General features: G+C 68.5%; 11 protein-coding genes. 6 read left to right on the top strand and 5 right to left on the bottom strand.

Features of this window, described 5'->3' with window-relative positions:
• The first annotated feature begins 24 nt into the window (after positions 1–24).
• Genes J2848_RS15185 through J2848_RS15170 form a run of 4 tightly spaced genes read left to right on the top strand, consistent with a single transcriptional unit; the run spans position 25 to position 5,673 of the window.
• Positions 25–2,277, top strand: a complete 2,253-nt coding sequence (locus J2848_RS15185) for a transglycosylase SLT domain-containing protein (RefSeq protein ID WP_149231935.1) — start codon at positions 25–27, stop codon at positions 2,275–2,277.
• A gap of 53 nt (positions 2,278–2,330) precedes the next feature.
• Positions 2,331–2,867 (top strand): molybdenum cofactor biosynthesis protein B, encoded by a 537-nt coding sequence (gene moaB, locus J2848_RS15180; RefSeq protein WP_149231936.1) that lies wholly within the window; start codon positions 2,331–2,333, stop codon positions 2,865–2,867.
• Positions 2,864–3,937, top strand: a complete 1,074-nt coding sequence (locus J2848_RS15175; RefSeq protein ID WP_246193911.1) for an aminoglycoside phosphotransferase family protein — start codon at positions 2,864–2,866, stop codon at positions 3,935–3,937. The genes moaB and J2848_RS15175 overlap by 4 nt, the downstream gene beginning before the upstream one ends.
• Positions 3,938–3,972: 35 nt before the next feature.
• Positions 3,973–5,673, top strand: a complete 1,701-nt coding sequence (locus tag J2848_RS15170) for a tetratricopeptide repeat protein (protein WP_149231937.1) — start codon at positions 3,973–3,975, stop codon at positions 5,671–5,673.
• 120 nt (positions 5,674–5,793) lie between these two features.
• Here J2848_RS15170 and J2848_RS15165 read toward each other — a convergent pair whose 3' ends face one another.
• Positions 5,794–6,114 (bottom strand): hypothetical protein, encoded by a 321-nt coding sequence (locus J2848_RS15165; protein ID WP_149231938.1) that lies wholly within the window; start codon positions 6,112–6,114, stop codon positions 5,794–5,796.
• A 258-nt stretch (positions 6,115–6,372) separates the two neighbouring features.
• Positions 6,373–6,774 (bottom strand): bacteriohemerythrin, encoded by a 402-nt coding sequence (locus J2848_RS15160; protein WP_149231939.1) that lies wholly within the window; start codon positions 6,772–6,774, stop codon positions 6,373–6,375.
• 203 nt (positions 6,775–6,977) lie between these two features.
• Between J2848_RS15160 and J2848_RS15155 the strand changes: the two genes are divergently transcribed.
• A complete protein-coding gene (locus J2848_RS15155) occupies positions 6,978–7,739 on the top strand; it encodes a Fic family protein (protein ID WP_149231940.1) in 762 nt (253 codons plus the stop codon).
• Positions 7,740–7,869: 130 nt separating this feature from the next.
• Positions 7,870–8,697 (top strand): class I SAM-dependent methyltransferase, encoded by an 828-nt coding sequence (locus J2848_RS15150; RefSeq protein ID WP_149231941.1) that lies wholly within the window; start codon positions 7,870–7,872, stop codon positions 8,695–8,697.
• 42 nt (positions 8,698–8,739) lie between these two features.
• Here J2848_RS15150 and J2848_RS15145 read toward each other — a convergent pair whose 3' ends face one another.
• The 3 genes from J2848_RS15145 to J2848_RS15135 form a co-directional block, all read right to left on the bottom strand.
• Positions 8,740–10,401 carry a CocE/NonD family hydrolase gene (locus J2848_RS15145; RefSeq protein WP_149231942.1) on the bottom strand — a complete coding sequence of 554 codons (1,662 nt, stop codon included), beginning with the start codon at positions 10,399–10,401 and terminating at the stop codon, positions 8,740–8,742.
• 165 nt (positions 10,402–10,566) lie between these two features.
• Entirely contained in the window at positions 10,567–12,276 is a 1,710-nt protein-coding gene (ade, locus tag J2848_RS15140) for an adenine deaminase (RefSeq protein WP_149231943.1), read from the bottom strand.
• Between the two features lie 66 nt (positions 12,277–12,342).
• Positions 12,343–13,530, bottom strand: coding sequence for a GNAT family N-acetyltransferase (locus J2848_RS15135; protein ID WP_149231944.1), 1,188 nt, complete (start codon positions 13,528–13,530; stop codon positions 12,343–12,345).
• Positions 13,531–13,538 lie beyond the last annotated feature (8 nt).

The raw sequence follows: 13,538 nt of genomic DNA, 5'->3' as shown, positions 1-13,538 counted from the left end.
ATCGACGTGGGGTATCCCGGAGCCATGCTCCGGATATTTTGCAGTGCAGCATACCGGGTCGCGAGCGCGGCCCCGCTGCGGCGGAACCTTCTGGGGGTGCTGGGTCTCACGGTGGCTTACACCTTGGGACCCGACGGTGCGGTCGGGCTCCGGCCCGCTTGCGCCGCCCTCATCATCCACGCGCCGGACGGTCACGCCGTCGTCCCGCCCGGCGGGGATTCCGTGCCTGACCCCACCAGCCCCGTTTTCGGTGACGCGCCAAGCGATCCGACGCCAAGCCATCCGCCGATGGGGCTTTCCGAAACCGCTACCCCCGACCCTGCGCCGGCTCCAGTGGCAGCCCCGGTGGCTGAGGAGGCGCCCGGCCCGGCCGGCATGCCCCTGCTGCTCGCGGCCGACGAGGAGGCCCGAGCCGTCCAGCTGAACGAAGAGGATGCCGCCCGCTATCGCCGCATCTTCGCCGCGCAGGAGCGGGCGGAATGGGACGCCGCCGATGCCGAGATCGCGAAGCTGAAGGACCGCCGGCTGATCGGCTACGTCCTGCGCCAGCGCTATCTCCATCCCGACCGCCGCGCCAGCTACGAGGAACTCGCCCGCTGGATGCAGGATTACGGCGATCTCGCCGGAGCGGAGCGGGTGCACAACCTCGCCCAGAAGCGCCAGCCCGCCGGCCAGAAGGCACCGAAACCGCCGCGGGGGGAGGAGCGCGTCCGCCTCGTCGGGTCGCTGGAACGGCTGGGCGGCCTGCGCACCATCGCCAGCAACGAAGAAGACGAGGACGACGGCCTCACCGTCGCCCCGCGCAGCCGCACCGTGTCCCGCGCCCGCAGCGACCGCGCGGCCGTGGCGCGGGTGGAGGATCTGCTGCGCACCGGCCGCACCGGCAGCGCCCTGAGCCTGCTGAACCAGGACGAGTTCGGCGGCAAGCTCGACACCGTGCAGTATGATGCCGCCCGCGCCCGCATCGCCGCGGCCCTCTATTATTCCGGCGAGACGGCGCAGGCGCTGACGCTGGCCTCGGCCAGCGCCGCGCGGTCCGGCGACATGCTGCCGGAAGCGCATTGGATTGCCGGTCTCGCCGCCTGGCGGCTGAAGCAGACCGACCGCGCCGCCCGCCATTTCGAAGGCATGGCCGCCGCCGGCCCGCGTTCCCCCTGGAAGGCCGCCGCAGCCGATTACTGGGCGGCCCGCGCCCTGGCCCGCAAGCCCGGTAAAGAGAAGGAGGCGGCGGACCATCTGGCCGCGGCATCCCGCTATCCCCACACCTTCTATGGCCTGATCGCCTTGCAAACGCTGGGCAGCCTGAACGACGTGCGCTGGCTGGCGCCGGATCTGACCGGGCGGCAGCTGGCGGCAGTGGCAGCCAAGCCGGCAGGGTCCCGCGCCATCGCCCTGCTTCAGGCCGGCCAGCGCGAGTTGGCGGGGCTGGAGTTGCAGCGGATCAACCCGCAGGGCGAGCCGCTGGTCGAACAGGCGATGGTGACGCTGACCGACCGCGCCGGGGTGGCCTCGCTGGCGCTGAAGCTGGGCAATGCGGTTGCCGGACCGGACGGCGCGCCCTATGCCGCGGCCCTCTACCCGCTGCCCCACTGGACGCCGCGCGACGGCTTCGCGGTCGACCGCGCGCTGGTCTTCGCGGTGATGCGGCAGGAATCGCGCTTCGACCCTCGGCTGGTCAGCTCCGCCGGAGCGACCGGGCTGATGCAGATCCTGCCCAGCACCGCCCAGCATGTGCGGGAACGCAACGCCGACATCGGCAGCGACGACGCCAACCGCGACGCGCTGTTCGATCCGTCGCGCAATATGGAGCTTGGTCAGCGTTACCTGTCGGAACTGCTGGGCATGCCGGAAATCGACGGCAACCTGTTCCTGGCGACGGCCGCCTACAATGCCGGGCCGGGCACGCTGGCGCGATGGCGGCGGGATCTGAGCGACATCACCGACCCGCTGCTGTTCATCGAAAGCCTTTCCTTCGGCGAGACGCGCGACTATGTGGAGAAGGTGATGGCGAATTTCTGGATCTACCAGCTTCGGCTGGGCCAGGAGACCGCCTCGCTCACCGCCGTCGCCGACGGGAAATGGCCGAGCTACACCCCGGTGGACAACCGTCCGGCCCAGGTTGCGGCCCGTCCCGACCCGCAACCTGTGGCGAAGACGGCACCCCCGGCCACGGATGTGCCTGTCGCGGCAGCACCGGATGCGGTGGACGCCGTGCCAATGGGAACGGTGCCGGTGGAAACGGTGGCCGAGCGGGGAGAGGCCAGCCCGATACCCTGACCGCCGGTCCCCCTTGTCGGGTTCCGGCCCGACATGAGGATACGCCTGCCGCCATGCCGAAGATCGACGAGAGCCGCCCCTTCCTTCCCGTGAACATCGCCGTGGTGACGGTGTCCGACACCCGCAGCGCCGCCGACGACCGGTCCGGCGACGCCCTGGCGGAGCGGATCGCCGGAGCAGGCCACAAGGTCGCCGCCCGGACCATCGTGAAGGACGACATCGCGGCGATCCGCGCCCAGGTCCAGGCCTATATCGCCGATCCGCAGATCGACGTGGTGTTGACCACCGGCGGCACCGGCGTCACCGGCCGCGACGTGACGCCGGAGGCCGTCGAGGCGCTCTATGAAAAGGCGATTCCCGGCTTCGGCGAGCTGTTCCGCTATCTCAGCTATGCCAAGGTCGGCACCTCGACCATCCAGAGCCGGGCGACCGGCGGCGTCGCCAACGGCACCTATGTCTTCGCCCTGCCCGGCTCGCCCAGCGCCTGCCGCGATGCCTGGGACGACATCCTGGTCTGGCAGCTCGACAACCGCCACCGCCCCTGCAATCTGGTGGAGCTGATGCCCCGCCTGCGCGAGCATATGGCGTGACCGAACTGACAGGTTTCTCAATGAAGGCCCTGCACGCCGCCCTGATCCGGCTGCCGCGCCTTGCCGATCTCTCTCCCGACGCGCTGGAACCGATGCCGCTGAAGGGCGTCGCCCACGACCATGTGCGGCTGCGCGGCCAGCGGCTGGTCGCCCGCATTCCGCGCTGGAGCCAGCTTGGCCTCGATGCCTGGACGGCGCTGGACCGGCAGGCCGCCGCCTTCCGGCGAGCGGAGATGTCGGGTCACACCCCGCGCTTCGCCGGCCTGCTTCCCCCCGGAGAGGAACTGCCGCTGGGTGCCCTGGTGGTCGGCGAAGTGGAGGGGCGCACGCCGGTTCTGCCCGACGACATGCCGGCCATTGCCCGCGCGCTCGCAGCATTGCACCGCATGGCGCCGCCCGACTTCTTTGATCCGCTGCCCGCCCCGCCCGATCCGGTCGCGGCCCTGCTGGCCCAGGTCGAACGGCAGGCGGAGTGGTTCGACCGGGCCGCCCTGTTGCCGGAGGCCCGCACCCTGATCGCGGAGGAGCTTGCCGCCGCCCGGGCCGGCGACCTCGCCCCGCCGCCCGAGACGCCGATGCCGCTGACCGCGGTCGGGGTGGACGTGCATCCCGGCAATTTCCTGATCGATGCCCACGGCAAGGCGTGGTTCACCGATCTGGAGAAGCTGCAATACGGCCACCCGGCCAGCGACCTCGCCCATGCCAGCCTCTACACCTCGACCAAATGGGACCCGGCGGTGAATGCGGAGCTGGCTCCGGCCGAGGTCGATGCCTTCGTCGCCGCCTGGGCGATGGCGGTGCCAAGCGACTTGGCCGATGAGGTGCGGCCCTGGCTGAAGCCGTTGCGCCGGCTGACCTGGCTGCGCACCCTGTCGTGGATGGCCCGCTGGTCGGTCGAGGGCGCCACCCTGTCGCCGGGCATGCCGGAGGGCTTGCGCGCCCACATGGACGCCCACGCCACCGATATCCTGCGCCCGGAGCGGATCGAGCAGGTGCGGCAGGAGTGGCATTGGCGGATGCGAAAAGGGGAAGGGTATGAAAGTCTCTTGCCCGCGCCCTGCCGAAAATGATGGGATGTCGACTCGGAAAACGAGGTGACGAGAGCATGACGAGTTTCCGACGCCGGTTGCTGCCGATCTCCCTGGCCGTCCTGATGGCCGGGACCACCCTGGCACCCGCCATGGCCGCAGGCCCTGTGGATGGCGCCGGCTCCGCCACCGGCAGCTATCTGGCCGGCCGCTATGCCCAGCACCAGGACGATTGGACCGCGGCGGCCCGCTTCACCGCCCAGGCGCTGGCGGCCGATCCGGACGACCCCGCCCTGCTGCGCCGTACCTTCCTGCTGCGGCTGGGCGAAGGACGGATGGAGCCGGCCATCGACTATGCCAACCGGCTGCTCGACGACCAGGGCGAGCCGCAGATGGCGTTGACCCTGCTGGCCGCCGACGCGCTGGCCAAGGGCAAGCTGGACGAGGCCGATGGCTATGCCGCCCGCCTGCCGGCCGACGGGCTCGGCCGCTTCCTGACACCGCTGACCCGCGCCTGGCTGGCGACGGCCCGCGGCAAGACGGACGAGGCGCTGGCCACCCTGCAGCCGCTCTCCGGCGTTCAGGGGTTCGAGGCGCTCTACAACCTGCATGCAGCACTGATCCTCGACCTTGCCGGCCGCAATGACGAGGCGGCGGCCCGCTATGCCAAGGTGACGGAGACCGACGCGCCGTTGCGGGTGGTGCAGATCGTCGGCAACTTCATGACCCGCACCGGCCGCAAGGACGAGGCGCGCAAGCTCTACCAAACCTTCCAGGGCAACAACCCCGACGGTCTGCTGGTGGAGCCGGCGCTGGCTGCAATGGCGAACGCGCCGTCCGAAACCCGTCCGGTCCCCGATGCGCGCTCCGGCCTTGCCGAGGCACTGTTCGACCTGGGCAGCGCCCTGCACCACGAGAATGCCGACGAACCGGCGCTGCTGTTCGGCCGCATCGCCCTGCATTTGCGCGACGATCTGGCGCTGGCCCATCTGCTGATCGGCGACATCACCGCGTCCCGCGACCATCACGAAGAGGCGCTGGCCGCCTACAAGCGGCTGGAGACGGACCCGCTGCTCGGCTGGACCGCCCGCATGCGCGAGGCCGACAGCCTCGCCCGCATGGAGCGCAACGACGAGGCCATCGCGATCCTCAAGGACCTCTCCGCCGAACGGCCGGAGCGGACCGACGCCATCACCCGCCTGGGCGACCTCTACCGCTACACCAAGCGCTATGCCGAGGCGATCCCCGCCTACACCACGGCGCTGGAGCGGATCGGCACGCCGCAGGAACGGCACTGGCCGCTGCTCTACGCCCGCGCCATGAGCTACGAAAAGACCAAGCAGTGGCCGCAGGCCGAGGCCGACCTGCAAACCGCACTGAAGCTGCGGCCGGACGAACCGTCGCTGCTGAACTTCCTCGGCTACAGCTGGATCGACCGCGGCGAGAATCTGCCCAAGGCCAGGGCGATGGTGGAGCGCGCGGTGGAACTGCGCCCGCGCGACGGCTACATCGTCGACAGCCTGGGCTGGGCACTCTACACGCTGGGCGATTACGAGGCGGCAGTCGCCAAGCTGGAACGCGCGGTTGAACTGAAGCCGGGCGACCCGACCATCAACGACCATCTCGGCGACGCCTATTGGCGGGCCAGTCGCCGCAACGAGGCGCGCTTCCAGTGGATGCGCGCGCTGCGCAACGCCGACGAGGAGACCGACAAGGGCGCCATCCAGGCCAAGCTGGACAAGGGCCTGCCCGACCAGAAGGCCGCCGCGAAGCAGTGAGTGCAGGCTCTCTCACGCCTCGGTAATCCTCTCCCCCCGGGGAGAGGGCTACGGTGAGGAGGATGCACGGAGCGCCGATGTCAGCGCTCTCGTGCTCGCCCCTTCCTACTTCACGCCAACTTATTGAGATGCCTTGCCGCAGGTGTATGTCGCCATCCATCCCAGTTGTTGGCCACCCATCGGCTTTAGCGCATCTGATGTCTGGACATCAACCAACGATGGTTCACCATCTTTGCAGAGCCAGGGAAGGTACGATTGTGCAGTTTGACGAGCGTCTTCGTAAGTTGTTTTTCCAAGAGGAGTAAAGCCGCGAAAAGAAAATAGTGCCCGCCCATCTTTTTGCCCTACCAAGATTGGCATTTGCTGTATTTCCGCAGCGCAACCACATAAGGACAGAGCCAAGGAAACCCCAAATACTGTTTTTATAGAGCAGATCTTCATTTATACTTCTTTCATAGCAATGGTAATGGCGGGTTTGCCGCAGCCGGAAATCGCACTTCCACATTCCGCGACCTGCCTCCAATAGATATAGCGACTATCTGGTATTTCCCGCCAGCCGATTAAGCCGCCCGATCACCAGCACGTCGCTCGGACAGCATCTCTCAAAGGTGACCGCCAGCTTCGCCCATTTCGGAGGGCCGGCCACTGACTTTATTTAACAATGCGTCACTCGACCGAACGGCCACAGCAAGGGAAGCCTTACGCCACTCCCACATAGGGCTTGTACAGGCTGTCGGTCTGCTGGATGTGTTCCACGAACCAGTCCTTCAGCAGCAGGATCAGGTCCATGCGCAGCATGGTCGGGTTGTCGCCCTCGAAGTCGCGGGCGAGCTTTTCCACCTCGTCGGCGAAATAGCGGTGGGCGGCGAGATGGCCGTCCAGATCGGGATAGCCGCAACGCTCCATCATTGCCTCTTCGCGCGCGAAATGGACGGCGACATAGTCGCGGAGGCTGGCGAGAAGGCTGGACAGCTCGTCCCGGTTGGCGGGGGTGATGCCGCTTTCCAGCAGGCCGTTGAACAGGTCGAGCAGTCGCCGATGCTCGTCGTCGAGCACGGGCACGCCGACGCTCATGGATTCATCCCAGACGACGTAGCTCATCGCAGCGATCTCCCCCTCGCGTCCCGCGACGGCAGGGGCATCCCGCGGAATCAAGCGGTTGCGGCCGGCCATGGCTGGGTTGTGGACATCTTGACAGGGATCCTAAAACCGGCAACCGTGCCAGTCCAAGCGGCAAATCCCCGCAGGGGGCGGCAGGATGCACAATGCGCCACGCCCTTCCCTGCCAAGCGACAGAGTGACCGATGGCCCTGCTCGACGAGATCGCGGAGAAGAAACGGGCGCTGGACGCCGCACGCCCTCTGCCCCAGGAGGTCGTCCACGGCATCGCCGACCGGTTCGAGCTGGATTTGACCGTCGCTGCCGCGGTGCTGGAGGATTATCCGCTCAAGCCCGCCGACGTGAAGACGATCCTGGAGCGCGGCAGCATCCTGCGCCATCGCGCGGTGGAGGAGCAGCGCTTCGTCCTGAACCACCGCGCGGCGCTGGAACTGATGGCCCGGCTGTCCTTCGATCCGTCGGGTGCCGTCACCGAACGCACCGTCACCGCCTTCCACAATGTGCTCTATCGCGGGATCGAGGATGACGCCGGCAAATACCGCAACGGCCCGCCGAAGGACGACCCGACGGAAACCGCACCCGACCCGGCCAAGCTGCGCGTGTCGATGTCGGCGCTGTCGACCTGGATGCGCAAGTCGGACGCCGGTCCCGACACCGCCTTCGAGGCGCATCACCGGCTGAGCGCGATCCGCCCCTTCCATGCCGGCAACCGGGCGACGGCGCTGCTGCTGTGCAACCTGATCCTGAACCGCGCCGGCTATCCACCGGTGGTGATCGCCGCCGACGACCGCAGCCTGTATCTGGACCTCGTCGAACGGGCATGGTCGGTCGGCGACAAAACGCCCTTCCGCGACCTGATGCTGCGCTTCCTGTCCCAGAGCCTCGATTTCTGCCTGGAGGCCGCCGGCCAGGACGGAGAGGTCACGGAAGGGGACATCGCGACTTAAGGCGACTTAAGACGCGTTCGCCGAAATGTCCGTTGCGGCCAACCATTGAAAACATCCAGGCTGCAAGCCCGCCATCGGTGATCATCGGCGTGCCCGGTGGAGCCGGGGATCCACAGCAGGGGAGGGCGGCATGTCTGTCGAGCAACAGGTGGCCGAGCATTATGGACGCCGGGACTTGGCTGCGGAGATCCTCGCCGCCCTGGAACGTGCTGGAAAAGACATTACCCGCCTACGTCCCGATGACCTCGCGTCGATCGACGAGTTTCACATCCGTGGGCGCGAGGCCACCGCCGAACTCGGCCAGGCTCTCCTTCTGGACCAGGACACCACGGTTCTGGATGTCGGCAGCGGGCTCGGCGGTCCCTCCCGTCACCTCGCGGATCTCTACCGCTGCCGGATCGTCGGGCTGGACCTGACTGAAGAGTATTGCCGCACCGCAAGCATCCTGGCGGGCCGGGTCGGACTCGATGGCACCGTCAAGTATCTGCATGGCTCCGCCCTGGACATACCCTTGCCCGATGCCAGCTTCGACCGGGTCTACACCCAGCATGTGGCAATGAACATCTCCGACAAGCGGCGGCTCTACACCGAGATCGCGCGCGTCCTCAAACCGGGTGGCCTGTTCGGTCTTTACGATCTGCTCCAGGGACCGGGCGGCCCGGTTCACTTCCCTGTGCCTTGGGCGCGCGATCCGGCCACCAGTTTTCTCGCCGAACCGGAGGACCTCCGCGATCTGCTGAGTGGAAGCGGGTTCGAGATCATCGGTTGGCGCGACACCAGCGCGGAAGGCCGCGCATGGTTCCAGTCCCTGCGCGAGCGGATCGAGCGCGATGGTCCGCCACCGCTCGGCTTTCATCTCCTCATGGGCCCGGAGTTTCGCGAGATGGCGCGCAATCAGGTCAGGAACCTGGAGGAGCAGCGCATCCTCCCGACCGAGGTGATCTGCCGCAGGCAGTGAACGGGACAAAGACGCAGCGCCAGCGGGTTTCGAAAACGCTCCTCAAGTCAAAGCAGACGCTCCGGCAGGCAGGCGCAGGCGTGACGGCCGGTCGGGACCACTGTGGATCAGCAGCGTGATCGGCAGCGCATCGACCCGGCGGGTCTCCCCCGGTTCCGCCCCGGTGCCGGGATTGACCGGATAGGCCGGGAAGCAGGACCCGGCGAGGCTGAGGCGCAGCGCCGATCCCGGTGCCAGCGTGGCGCAGGTGGCCCGCATCGCGACAGTCAGCGGCCGGGTCGGGTCGCCCGGCTCCACCCGCGCATGGCCCTGGGTCAGCGGCAGTACCTGCCCGTCGGGCCGCAGCACCGACAGCACGGCGCTGACGTCGAAGGACGGGGCATCGGCCTCCACCCACACCTCCAGCGCCACCCGCCCGGCCAGCATCAGCGGCTCGTCCAGCGGCAGGCTGGTGTAGGTGGCGACGTCCGGCCGACGGTCGACGGCGGCGCGGTCGATTCGCCCGGCGGCATCCGGCACCGCATGGCCACCGACCGTCGGCACCGGCGTGCGCGGATCGTGGACGACCACGTCGAGTGCCTCCATTTCCGGCATCTCCAGTTCCAGCCGCCCGCCCTGCCGGTTGGCGAGGCCGTCGCTGGACAGATGCAGGACCGCCTCGGCCGCGGGAAGGTCGGGAAGGTCGTGCCAGCGTCCGGTCTCCACGTCATGCAGGCGAACCGGGCCGCCACGGTCGCCCCCGTCCCCCTTCAGCACGCGGTCGAACCACGCCAGTTGCAGCGTGTCGAGCGTCGGCGCCTGCCCCGGGGCTGCCGCCGGACCATCGGCCCCCCAGGGACCGACCACCAGCCGCACCGGCGCCCGTCCCCGTGCCTTGACGTGGTCATGGGCATCCAGCATGCCGGCCAACCGCGGGTCATACCAGCCGCCGATCTGCAGGACCGCCACGTCGGCCGGCATGGCATCCTGCATCGCCTTGGGCGACAGCACAGCCCAGGCCGGACCGGGCACCGGGTTGGTCAGCCAGTCGTCGTAATGGGTGTAGCGGGCATAATCGCGCAGGGCCTGCGGCCGCGATGGAATCTCGTCGTCGATCGGCAGGCTGCGCGCCGCGTCCGACAGCACCCGGTGACCGGTTCCGTCCTCGACCCGCCGCGCCGTATCGGCCGCGGTGCGCAAGGCCCAGCCCATGGCGTCGGCCAGCCGGAAAGCCCCGCCCTCATAAGCCCAGTCGGAGAAGACGTCCCAGCCGGCGAAGGCCGGCGCCACCGCGCGCAGGGCCGCCGGCGCCTCGGCCAGAGCCAGCCACTGCGCCATGCCGGCATAGCCGCAGCCATACATCGCCACCGCCCCCGACGATCCCGGCAGGGAGGCCGCCCAGGCCACGGCGTCGGCTCCGTCCTCCCGCTCCGCCTCGAAGGGGCGGAACCGGCCGTCGGAGGTGCCGCAGCCGCGCACATCCTGCACCACCACGACATAGCCGCGCGCCGCATACCAGCGCGGATGGGCGTAATGGCTGGTCAGGGCGGTGCGCCGGCCGCAGGGAACGCGCAGCAGCAGGACCGGCCATGTCCCGGCGGCGTCAGGCCGGTAGAGGTCGGCATCCAGCCGCACGCCGTCCCGTGTCCGCATCGACACGGTTTCCGGCGGCCGGACCGGCAGCAGGCTGTGCGACTGGTGGATCATCGGGGCCAGATGGGTCATGGCGGGTCGGGCTCGCTCGATGACGGACAACGGATAATGTGTCGTCGTGGCAAAGCTCGTGCCAGTGGTCCAACTGCGTCATTTCCACGCTTATGCGCTGGACAGGCCGCGTTATGGCCCGCCCAATCTCCAGCCCTCTGCCGTTTTTACAGGCAGTCCGCCCGATCAGGCGGCAATCAGTTCGAAGCGGTCGACATCGACCATGCCACGGTCGGTGATCTTCAGGTGGGGAATGACCGGCAGGGGCAGGAAGGCCAGTTGCAGGAACGGCTCGGCCAGCGGGCAGCCCATGGCGCGGACCGCGGCGCGCAGGGAGCGCAGCTTCACCTCCACCGTCTCGAACGGCTCCAGGCTCATCAGGCCGGCCAGCGGCAGTGCCAGTTCGCCGACCACCTGTCCGTTGCGCACGGCGACGAAGCCGCCCTGCAACTCGATGAGACGGTTCACCGCGACGCGCATGTCGGCGTCGCTGGCCCCCACCACGCAGATGTTGTGGCTGTCATGGCCGACCGACGAGGCCAGCGCCCCCTCCGTCAGGCTGAAGCCCTGGACGAAGCCGCGGCCGATGTTCCTGTTGCTGCCATGGCGGGCGAAGACGCAGATCTTCAGCAGGTCGCGCGACGGATCGGCGACCATCCGGCCGCCCACCACCGGCACCTCGATCCGTCGGTGTTCGGTCAGGATTTTGCCCGGTTCCAGCCCGATCACCGACTGGACCGATCCGCCGGCCGGCACGGCGAAATCCTCCTCCGCCACCGGATCCAGCTTCACCGAATCGAGCCCCACCGGCGTCACCGCCGGCCGGCCGTCGAAACTGTGCGGGCCGACGACCTTGCCGTTGCGGATGACCCGGTTGACCGCACAGTCCTCCAGATCGTCGAGCAGGACGAGGTCGGCGCGGTGCCCCGGCGCCACCAGTCCGCGGTCATACAGGCGGAAACCGCGGGCGGCCGACCATGTGGCGGCACGATAGACATGGGCAACCGGCGCACCCAGTCGGATGGCGCTGCGGATCAGGTGATCCATATGCCCCTCCTCCGCGATGTCCAGCGGGTTGCGGTCGTCGGTGCAGAAGCCGAGGAAAGGCGAGGTCTCCGGCCTGATGACCTCGGCCAGGGCATGGACGTCCTTCGACACCGACCCGTCGCGGATCAGCACCTGCATGCCCTTGCGCAGCTTCTCCATCGCCTCATCCGCACTGGTCGTCTCGTGGCAGTTGCGGATGCCGCAGGACAGATAGGCGTTCAGCTCCTTGCCCGTCACCAGCGGAGCATGGCCGTCGATATGGCGCCCGTCGAAGGCGGCCAGCTTGTCCAGCACTCCGTCCACCTTGTGGAAGACGCCGGGGAAGTTCATGAACTCCGCCAGCCCGAGCACGCGCGGATGGTCCATGTGGCGGATCAGGTCCGGCGCCTCCAGCCGGGCACCGGAGGTCTCCAGCTCGGTCGCCGGCACGCAGGAGGACAGCTGCACGAACAGGTCGAGCGCCGTGCCCCCGGCACTGTCGAGGAAATAGCGAAGGCCCCGCTCGCCCAGCACGTTGCAGATCTCGTGCGGGTCGCAGATGGCCGTGGTGGTGCCGCGCGGCAGGACGCAGCGGTCGAACTCCTGCGGGGTGACGCAGGTGGATTCGCAATGGACATGGGTATCGATGAAGCCGGGAACCACCGTCAGCCCGCGCCCGTCGATCTCCTCCACCCCATCATAGGACTCGTAGGTGCCGACGATGACCTCGCCGCAGACGGCGATGTCGCCCTCCGCGATCTCGCCGGTGACAACATTGAGGAAGCGCGTGTTCTTGATGACCAGATCGGCCCTCTCCTCGCCCAGCGCCTGCCCGATGCGCGTCTTCAGATCGTCGCGGCTGACCGTCATCTCCCACCCCACCTGTCGTCTATTCGAAGAGGCAAAGTGGCGCGCCGCACCGCGCCGCGCAAGCGGCTATCGGCCGGCCTGCTGGCGGAACGGGGAGCGGGCCTGCTCCCGCGTAAAGGCTGCGAGAGTCCTTGCGTTGTACAGTTCCAGCCCTTCCGCCACCGCGCGGCGCATGTTGGTGTGCAAGAACCAGTGGCAGGCATGGCAGAGCTTCGGCAGGAAACCGCGGGCCAGCTTGTGCGGACCGCCGCGTCCGCCATCTACCCGGTCCAGCCCCCGGGCGATCGCCCGCTCCACGGTGCGGTGATAGCAGATCTCGAAATGGACCAGCCGCGCATCCTCCCTCGCCCCCCAGCTGCGGACATGGAGGCAACCGTCCCCTTCCATGGTCAGCAGGGCACCGATGACGACACTGCCCACCTCGGCAAAGGTCAGCGTGAGGCTATCGCCGAAGGCGGCACAGAGCCGCAGGATGAAATCCATGGTCAGCGCCTGTCGCCTCCCCTTGCGGGCATGGAGATCGGCCAGCAAATCCAGGAAAGCCATGACGTCGGCCTCTCCCACCCGGCTGCCCGGCAGGTCGCGGATCCGCACCCCGCTTTCCCTGACCTTGCGCCGCTCCCACAGCAGCGTGCCGCGCCGATGGCACCTCAGGGCGGCGGTGAAGTCGGCGAAGTCGCGATAGCCCTGGTTCCGCCACTCGTAATCGATGCTGTGGCGGGTCAGCCATCCCGCGGCTTCGAACCGGACACGGTCCTCCTCGTCGGGAAAGGCGACATGGATGGACGACAATCCGTGCTGGCGGGCCAAAGACCGCAATGCGCCGATCAGCGCATCGGCAGCACCGGACGGCGCTCCCTGGCGCAGCAGGATGCGCGGCCCGGTCACCGGCGTGTAGGGGACCTCCATGACCAGCTTCGGGAAATAACGCCCGCCCGAGGCCTGGAAGCCGTCGACCCAGGCCTGATCCGGCCAGAACTCGTCGGTCGACCGGTCGCGCAGATAGAGGGGAGCCGCGCCGACCAGCCGGCCCGAGGCTTCCCGCAGGATCATGTGGGCGGGACGCCAGCCATTGTCCGGGCCGGCCAAGCCGCTTTCCTCCGCCGCCTTCAGATAGGCATGGCTCAGGAACGGCCCCTTGCCGGCGGCACAGGCGTCCCATTCCAGCGGATCGATTCCGGAAATCCCGAACACCATCGCGACCGACAACGGCGCATTGCGCCGGTCGCCGTCCTGCACGGCTGGTTCCTGCATCACCGGTA

Origin of the sequence: Azospirillum lipoferum (genome assembly GCF_024170005.1) — a bacterium.
In the GTDB taxonomy this organism is placed as follows: Bacteria; Pseudomonadota; Alphaproteobacteria; order Azospirillales; family Azospirillaceae; genus Azospirillum; species Azospirillum lipoferum.
The sequence above is the reverse complement of the archived record's forward strand: the minus strand, read 5'-3'. Positions and strand labels throughout refer to the sequence as shown.

Bases quoted from the DNA above. Each gene is read 5' to 3' on its own strand.
- J2848_RS15185 (WP_149231935.1), top strand. From the start codon at position 25: ATGCTCCGGATATTTTGCAGTGCAGCATACCGGGTCGCGAGCGCGGCC.
- moaB (WP_149231936.1), top strand. From the start codon at position 2,331: ATGCCGAAGATCGACGAGAGCCGCCCCTTCCTTCCCGTGAACATCGCC.
- J2848_RS15170 (WP_149231937.1), top strand. From the start codon at position 3,973: ATGACGAGTTTCCGACGCCGGTTGCTGCCGATCTCCCTGGCCGTCCTG.
- J2848_RS15165 (WP_149231938.1), bottom strand. From the start codon at position 6,114: ATGAAGATCTGCTCTATAAAAACAGTATTTGGGGTTTCCTTGGCTCTG.
- J2848_RS15160 (WP_149231939.1), bottom strand. From the start codon at position 6,774: ATGAGCTACGTCGTCTGGGATGAATCCATGAGCGTCGGCGTGCCCGTG.
- J2848_RS15155 (WP_149231940.1), top strand. From the start codon at position 6,978: ATGGCCCTGCTCGACGAGATCGCGGAGAAGAAACGGGCGCTGGACGCC.
- J2848_RS15150 (WP_149231941.1), top strand. From the start codon at position 7,870: ATGTCTGTCGAGCAACAGGTGGCCGAGCATTATGGACGCCGGGACTTG.
- J2848_RS15145 (WP_149231942.1), bottom strand. From the start codon at position 10,401: ATGACCCATCTGGCCCCGATGATCCACCAGTCGCACAGCCTGCTGCCG.
- ade (WP_149231943.1), bottom strand. From the start codon at position 12,276: ATGACGGTCAGCCGCGACGATCTGAAGACGCGCATCGGGCAGGCGCTG.
- J2848_RS15135 (WP_149231944.1), bottom strand. From the start codon at position 13,530: ATGCAGGAACCAGCCGTGCAGGACGGCGACCGGCGCAATGCGCCGTTG.